The 6,930-nt window shown below is 69.5% G+C and carries 8 protein-coding genes and 1 pseudogene; 4 read left to right on the top strand and 5 right to left on the bottom strand.

What is annotated here, in order from left to right:
• The 3 genes and pseudogenes from ACXAID_RS26300 to ACXAID_RS26310 all read right to left on the bottom strand — a co-directional run.
• Positions 1 to 347 (bottom strand): annotated as a pseudogene (locus ACXAID_RS26300) (TobH protein); the annotation flags it as partial.
• Positions 348 to 415: 68 nt separating this feature from the next.
• Positions 416 to 1,813 carry a phosphomannomutase/phosphoglucomutase gene (locus tag ACXAID_RS26305; RefSeq protein ID WP_475025120.1) on the bottom strand — a complete coding sequence of 466 codons (1,398 nt, stop codon included), beginning with the start codon at positions 1,811 to 1,813 and terminating at the stop codon, positions 416 to 418.
• Between the two features lie 145 nt (positions 1,814 to 1,958).
• Positions 1,959 to 2,375, bottom strand: a complete 417-nt coding sequence (locus tag ACXAID_RS26310; protein WP_475025121.1) for a DUF3499 domain-containing protein — start codon at positions 2,373 to 2,375, stop codon at positions 1,959 to 1,961.
• A 132-nt stretch (positions 2,376 to 2,507) separates the two neighbouring features.
• Here ACXAID_RS26310 and ACXAID_RS26315 point away from each other — a divergent pair, with 132 nt between their 5' ends.
• Positions 2,508 to 2,933: a metallopeptidase family protein gene (locus ACXAID_RS26315; RefSeq protein ID WP_475025126.1), complete on the top strand. Its 426-nt coding sequence runs from the start codon at positions 2,508 to 2,510 to the stop codon at positions 2,931 to 2,933.
• 32 nt (positions 2,934 to 2,965) lie between these two features.
• On the opposite strand, the gene ACXAID_RS26320 is transcribed toward ACXAID_RS26315, so the two are convergent.
• Entirely contained in the window at positions 2,966 to 3,232 is a 267-nt protein-coding gene (locus tag ACXAID_RS26320) for a WhiB family transcriptional regulator (RefSeq protein WP_475025127.1), read from the bottom strand.
• A 448-nt stretch (positions 3,233 to 3,680) separates the two neighbouring features.
• On the opposite strand from ACXAID_RS26320, the gene cofD reads away from it, so the two are divergent.
• The 3 genes from cofD (at position 3,681) to ACXAID_RS26335 (ending at position 6,638) form a co-directional block, all read left to right on the top strand.
• Positions 3,681 to 4,679 (top strand): 2-phospho-L-lactate transferase, encoded by a 999-nt coding sequence (cofD, locus tag ACXAID_RS26325; RefSeq protein WP_475025122.1) that lies wholly within the window; start codon positions 3,681 to 3,683, stop codon positions 4,677 to 4,679.
• Complete coding sequence (locus ACXAID_RS26330; RefSeq protein ID WP_475025123.1) at positions 4,676 to 6,019, top strand: coenzyme F420-0:L-glutamate ligase; 1,344 nt, start codon at positions 4,676 to 4,678, stop codon at positions 6,017 to 6,019. The genes cofD and ACXAID_RS26330 overlap by 4 nt, the downstream gene beginning before the upstream one ends.
• Before the next feature lie 76 nt (positions 6,020 to 6,095).
• The gene (locus ACXAID_RS26335) at positions 6,096 to 6,638 is read left to right on the top strand and encodes an NUDIX hydrolase (protein ID WP_475025124.1); all 543 of its coding nucleotides are present in this window, start codon (positions 6,096 to 6,098) and stop codon (positions 6,636 to 6,638) included.
• A 17-nt stretch (positions 6,639 to 6,655) separates the two neighbouring features.
• Here the strand turns inward: ACXAID_RS26335 and ACXAID_RS26340 are convergent.
• On the bottom strand, positions 6,656 to 6,930 hold a 275-nt coding region (locus tag ACXAID_RS26340; protein ID WP_475025125.1), incomplete at its 5' end, for an LbetaH domain-containing protein.

The following is a 6,930-nucleotide window of genomic DNA, read 5'->3' on the forward strand; positions in this document are numbered from 1 at the left end:
CCCTCGTACGGGGCGACGACGATGACGCGGGCGCCGCGGCGCACCCCGGTGGCCGCGGCGGCCACCAACGCAGGCTCTCCGGGGTCGTCGCCGGCGACGATCAGTACGTCGAGGGCCCCGATCCACGGCGGCGTCTCGGCCGCGACGACCAGCGGTGCGCCGATCGATCCGCCCAGGATGGCCGCCAGCATGGTGGCGGCGGTGTGTGCGGGGCCGCGGCCGGTCACCCAGACGATGGTGCGGGGCGCCGCATCCGAGCGCACCGGGTCGAGGTCGCCTTCGTCGAGCGCCGCGGCGGTGGAGCGGACCTGCGCACCGGCCATCGAGGCAGCGCGTAGCAAACCCATCCGGTCTGCTTCGAGGAGGCCTTCGGTGTCGTCGAGGTCCACCACGGCAGCCCGTGCCGGACTGGCGTTCACGTCAATTCCTTTGTGCCGGCTTCTGAGCCGGCATCGATGCAGGCGGCGACCTCGTCGACGATGGCCTGGACGCCTTCGGAGGTGAGCGCCTCGACGTTGAGCCTCAGCAACGGCTCGGTATTCGACATCCGCAGGTTGAACCAGCTGCCGTCGCCGAGGTCGACGGTGACCCCGTCGAGGTGGTCGATGCCGTGCAGCCGGGGGCCGAAGGACTTGAGAACCGATTCGACGACGGCGGGAGCGTCGGCGACGGTGAAGTTGATCTCGCCGGAGGCGTCGTAGCGCTGGTAGTCGGCCATCAGGTCCGACAGCGGGCGGTCCTGTTCACCGAGCGCGGCCAGCACGTGCAGCGCGGCGAGCATGCCCGAATCGGCACCCCAGAAATCGCGGAAATAGTAGTGCGCGGAGTGTTCGCCGCCGAAGATCGCTCCGGTCTCGGCCATCAGCGCCTTGATGTAGGAATGCCCGACACGCGAGCGCACCGCGGTACCCCCGCGTTCGGTGACCAGTTCGGGCACCGCACGGGAGGTGATCAGGTTGTGGATGACCGTCGCGCCGATCTCCCGGTTCAGTTCTCGCGCCGCCACCAGCGCGGTGACCGCCGACGGCGACACCGCCTGGCCCTTCTCGTCGACGACGAAGCAGCGGTCGGCGTCGCCGTCGAAGGCGAGCCCGATGTCGGCACCGGTTTCGAGGACGAAGGACTGCAGGTCGACGAGGTTGGCCGGGTCCAGCGGGTTGGCCTCGTGGTTGGGGAAGGTGCCGTCGAGTTCGAAGTACAGCGGCTTGACCGTCATCGATGCGATCGGTCCGAGCACGGCCGGGGTGGTGTGACCGGCCATGCCGTTGCCGGCGTCGACGGCCACGGTGAGCGGACGCAGGCTTCCGATGTCGACCAGTGAACGCAGGAACTTCCCGTAGTCGACGAGCACGTCACGGTCGGAGAGGGTGCCGCGGGGGCCGTCGTATCCGGGCACCCCGGCGACGACCTCGTCGGCGATCGCGGTCAGGCCGGTGTCCTTGCCGACCGGTTTGGCGCCGGCGCGGCACAGCTTGATGCCGTTGTAGGCGGCCGGGTTGTGGCTGGCGGTGAACATCGCACCGGGGCAGTCGAGCAGACCGGAGGCGAAGTAGAGCTGATCGGTGGAGGCCAGCCCGATGCGCACCACGTCGAGGCCCTGGCTCAGCACGCCTTCGGCGAAGGCCGCCGACAGCACCGGCGAGCTGGCCCGCATGTCGTAGCCGATGGCGATCTTGTCGGCACCGTCTCGCACCAGCCGGGCGAAAGCGGCACCGACCTCACCGACGAAAGCGTCGTCGAGTTCGTCGCCCACGAGCCCACGCACGTCATAGGCCTTGATCACGCGTGCGACCGCCGCAGCGGACCGAGACATAGGACTCCTTGGACGACAGGACTGTTACACCTAGCCTAGCCGCCACCGCCGACCTACATGGCCGCCCTTCGAAGTCGAAATGGCATTCCAGCAGGGAAATCGCGAGTGAAATCCTGCCGGAATGCCGTTTCGGCGACGTCGCGGGTCAGTCGGTGGGGTCGGGGAGAACCCGCAGGTGGCCGCGGCGCCGGCCGTTGGTCTCGGGTTTGTGGGTCGGGGGTGCCATCAGCGCCCCGCCCTGCACGCCGGTCGCGGGGTCGGTGAAAGCGGTGAAGCCGGCAGCCGGGGCCGTACCGTGGCGACCTTCGCGCACTGCATCGGCCAACGCGACCAGATCGTCGTCGTCGGGCAACGACGGCAGCGGGCCAGCGTGACGTACCAGCTCCCAGCCGCGGGGTGCGGTGATCCGGGCGGCGTGCATGGCGCACAGGTCCCAGGAGTGCGGCTCAGACACGGTCGCCAGCGGCCCTACCACGGCCGTCGAGTCGGAATACACGAACGTCAGCGTCGCGACAGCGTAGTGAGAGCACCCGGGCCGGCAGCAGCGACGGGGAACATTCACGCAAGTGAGGTTATCGTGCACAATCCTCGGCATCGCGGCGGACACGCGCGGCCACCGGGCGGCCGACTCTCAACCGTTACGATCTTTTTCGTGACCGGGCTCAACCACCGGGGTTCGCGGCGCGGCCGCGAGATGCGTGGACCTTTGCTTCCGCCGACCGTTCCGGGTTGGCGCAGCCGCGCCGAGCGGTTCGACATGGCGGTGCTGGAAGCCTACGAGCCCATCGAGCGCAGATGGCACGCCCGGGTGGCCGCGCTGGATGTGGCGGTCGATGAGATCCCCCGGCTCGCGCCGAAAGATCCCGAGAATGTGCAGTGGCCACCGGAGGTCGTCGCTGACGGTCCGATCGCGCTGGCCCGGCTCATACCTGCCGGGGTCGATGTCCGCGGCAATTCCACGCGGGCACGAATTGTATTGTTCCGCAAGCCAATCGAGCGTCGCGCCAAGGACACTGTCGAGTTGACAGAGTTGCTGCACGAGCTGCTGGTGGCTCAGGTCGCCACCTATCTGGGCGTCGAACCTTTGGTGATCGATCCGACAATCGAGGACGACGACTGAAAATCCTGTTGGGTCTGGGTGCGCGAAATGCGCTAGATGATGCCGCGCTTGATGCGGCGACGCTCCCGCTCGGAGAGCCCGCCCCAGATGCCGAAGCGCTCGTCGTGGGCCAGCGCGTACTCGAGGCATTCGTCGCGCACCTCGCAGCCCTGGCAGATCCGCTTGGCCTCGCGCGTCGAGCCGCCCTTCTCGGGGAAGAACGCCTCGGGGTCGGTCTGCGCGCACAACGCGCGCTCCTGCCACTGGTCTTCGACAGACTCGAGCTCGTCGTCGAAGAATTCGCTTTCATTGGGCACCAGACTCAGCTGCGGGCGCCCGTTTGTTCCTGCTGACATCGGTCCGGTTTGGATGTGCGGCGCACTCCCCACCGATCCGAGGAGCCTGTTGTCGAACCGGACCGAATCGCCGAAATCGGCCTGCTCAAACGCCATGTTCCCCTCCTCCAGGTCTCGTAGATCCGTTCAATATCAGCCCCACTATGAAAGGTGTGGCCATCCCAATTCGAACAAGTGATCGAATCTCGGTCTGCGACACCGGAACCGGCCGGCCAACCGCGAAATGACACTGCTGTGATTACACACGGGTGAGCAGCGTCGGTCAAGCGGTAGAACAGGAATTCATATCATTCCGTGACATCAATTCGGCGCGTCGCGCTATGGCGTGTCGGTCACCATCGGGTCACCCTCGCCGCACCGCCACCGGCACCCGCCGAACTCCGGCGCCGTCAACCGCCTACTCTCGGTCGGTGTGAAAGTCACGGTCCTGGTCGGCGGCGTCGGCGGTGCACGCTTCCTGCTCGGGGTGCAGCACCTACTCGGCCTGGGCCAGTTCGGCACCGGCGACGAGTCAATCCATGAACTCACCGCGGTCGTCAACATCGGCGATGACGCGTGGATGTTCGGTGTGCGCATCTGCCCCGATCTGGATACCTGCATGTACACCCTCGGGGGTGGCATCGACCCCGAACGCGGCTGGGGCCACCGCAACGAAACCTGGCACGCCAAGGAGGAACTGGCCGCCTACGGCGTGCAGCCGGATTGGTTCGGGCTCGGCGACCGTGACCTGGCGACCCATCTGGTGCGCACGCAGATGCTGCGGGCCGGCTATCCGCTCTCCGCGGTGACCGAGGCATTGTGCAAGCGCTGGTCCCCCGGTGCGGTGCTGCTACCCGCCAGTGACGACCGTGCCGAAACTCACGTCGTCATCACCGATCCCGGCCCGGGTGACGCAGCCGGCGAGAAGCGCGCGATCCACTTCCAGGAGTGGTGGGTGCGCTACCGCGCCCAGGTGCCCACCGACAGTTTTGCGTTCATCGGCGCCGACAAGGCGTCCGCCGGTCCCGGTGTGACCGAGGCGATCGAGGGTGCCGACGTGGTGCTGATCGCCCCGTCGAACCCGGTGGTGAGCATCGGCCCGATCCTGGGGATCGGCGGCGTGCGTGCCGCGCTGCGCGCGACACCGGCGCGGGTCATCGGCTACTCCCCCATCATCGCTGGAAAGCCGTTGCGCGGCATGGCCGACCAGTGCCTGTCGATCGTCGGCGTCGAGAGCACCTCGGCCGGCGTCGGCGGCTTCTACGGAGCCCGATCGGGCACCGGCATCCTGGACGGGTGGCTGGTCGCCGACGGCGACGACGCCACGGTGGACGGTGTCGACGTGCGCGCGGTGCCGCTGTTGATGACCGAGCCGGCCGTCACCGCCGAGATGGTGCGGGCCGGGATGGAGTTGGCCGGGGTGGCCCCGTGAGCGACCACGGCACGTCCGCGCGCGTGGAACTGCTGCCGGTGGCCGGGCTGCCGGAGTTCCGGCCCGGTGACGACCTGGCGGCCGCCGTCGCCGCGGCTGCGCCGTGGCTGCGTGACGACGATGTGGTCGTGGTCACCAGCAAGGTGCTCTCCAAGTGCGAGGGCCGCATGGTGGATGCGCCCATCGATCCTGAGCTCCGGGATACATTGCGGCGCAAGCTCATCGATGACGAATCCGTGCGGGTCCTGGCGCGCAAGGGCCGCACTCTGATCACCGAGAACGCGTTGGGGCTGGTGCAGGCTGCCGCAGGGGTGGACGGCTCGAACGTCGACTCGGGTGAACTGGCGCTGCTGCCAACCGATCCGGACGGCAGCGCACGACGCCTGGTGCAGGAGTTGCGCAAGCGGCTGGGGGTGCGGGTGGGAGTCGTGGTCACCGACACGATGGGCCGTGCCTGGCGCACCGGGCAGACCGATGTCGCGATCGGCGCGGCCGGCCTGACGGTGCTGCACGGCTACGCAGGCGAACACGATCGGCACGGCAACGAGCTGATCGTCACCGAGATCGCCGTCGCCGACGAGATCGCCGCGGCCGCCGATCTGGTCAAGGGCAAGCTGACCGCGGTGCCCGTGGCGGTGGTGCGCGGCCTGGAGCTGCGCGACGACGGATCCTCGGCCCGCACGCTGGTGCGTGCCGGTGCGGAGGATCTGTTCTGGCTGGGCACCGAGGAGGCGATCGCGCTGGGACGCACCCAGGCACAGTTGCTGCGTCGCTCGGTGCGCAGCTTCAGCGACGAAGCCGTCGACCCGGCCGTCATCGAGGGCGCGGTGGCCGAGGCGCTGACCGCGCCGGCGCCGCACCACACCCGGCCGGTCCGGTTCGTGTGGGTGCAGGACGCAGCGGTGCGCGCCGGGTTGCTCGACGAGATGAGGGTGCGCTGGCGGGCCGACCTGACCGACGACGGCCGCGACGCCGAGTCGGTCGAGCGGCGGGTGGGCCGCGGCCAGATCCTCTACGACGCCCCTGAGCTGGTGATCCCGTTCATGGTGCCCGACGGCGCACACAGTTATCCCGACGCGCGGCGCACCGAGGCCGAGCACACCATGTTCACCGTCGCGGCCGGTGCGGCGGTGCAGGGCCTGCTCGTCGCGCTGGCGGTGCGCGGCGTGGGGAGCTGCTGGGTGGGGTCGACCATCTTCGCGCCGGACGTGGTGCGCTCGGCGTTGGATCTGCCCGGGGATTGGGAGCCGCTGGGCGCTGTGGCGATCGGGTATGCCCCCGACGGGCCCGGGCAGCCGCGGGATCCGGTGCAGGTGGACGGCCTGCTGGTGCGGCGGTGACGGCGCGATTTCGGCGTGCTTGTCGCCGCTGGGCGTCGATAACCACACCGAAATCACCGGGGAGCAGACTGTGGCGATGAGCCTGCACCAGTCCGCGGTCGAGGTGCTCAGCGCCTGGCGCCCGGACGATCCCGCCCAGGATTCGCTGCGTCACAGCGTGCTGGCGTTCCTGGTCGCCCGCGAGGACGCCTGTCTGCGCGAATGCGCGCCCGGCCACATCACGGCCTCGGCGCTGGTGCTCGATCACACCGGCAGCCAGGCGCTGTTGACGCTGCACCCGCGGATCGGCCGTTGGCTACAGCTGGGCGGGCATTGCGAGCCCGAGGACGAGAGCCTGATCGCGGCGGCGTTGCGGGAGGCCACCGAGGAGTCCGGCATTGCCGGGCTGACGATCGCCGCGACGCCTGCTGCGTTGCACGTCCATCCGGTGACGTGTTCGCTCGGTGTGCCGACCCGTCACCTCGACGTGCAGTTCGTGGTGCGCGCCCCCGAGGGCGCGCAGATCGTGTGCAGCGAGGAGTCGCTGGATCTGCGGTGGTGGCCGCTGCACGAGCTGCCGGACGACACCGACTTCGGTCTCACCCAGCTCGCCGCCGCCGCGAACGTGCATCCCCGGTAACTAGCCGGCCGCCGGCCTCAGATATCCGACGAGAAGCGGATGCCGCCGTCGGGGATGGTGATCCCCGGCCACACCCGCGCACCGCGCAGCAGTTCGCAGCGCGCCCCGATGTCGGCGCCGTCGCCGATCACGCCGTCGCGGACCAGCGCCCGCGGCCCGATCCGGGCGCCGAACCCGATGATCGAGCGTTCGATCACCGCGCCGGCCCCGACGGTCACCCCGTCGAAGATGACCGCGCCGTCGAGCCGGGCTCCCCCGGCCACCTCGGCGCCGCGGCCCACCACGGTGCCGC

It is taken from the genome of Mycobacterium sp. ABE4_509 (assembly GCF_056160785.1).

Coding starts and splice junctions, on each gene's coding strand:
- ACXAID_RS26305 (WP_475025120.1), bottom strand. CDS start 1,813: ATGTCTCGGTCCGCTGCGGCGGTCGCACGCGTGATCAAGGCCTATGAC.
- ACXAID_RS26315 (WP_475025126.1), top strand. CDS start 2,508: ATGCGTGGACCTTTGCTTCCGCCGACCGTTCCGGGTTGGCGCAGCCGC.
- ACXAID_RS26335 (WP_475025124.1), top strand. CDS start 6,096: ATGAGCCTGCACCAGTCCGCGGTCGAGGTGCTCAGCGCCTGGCGCCCG.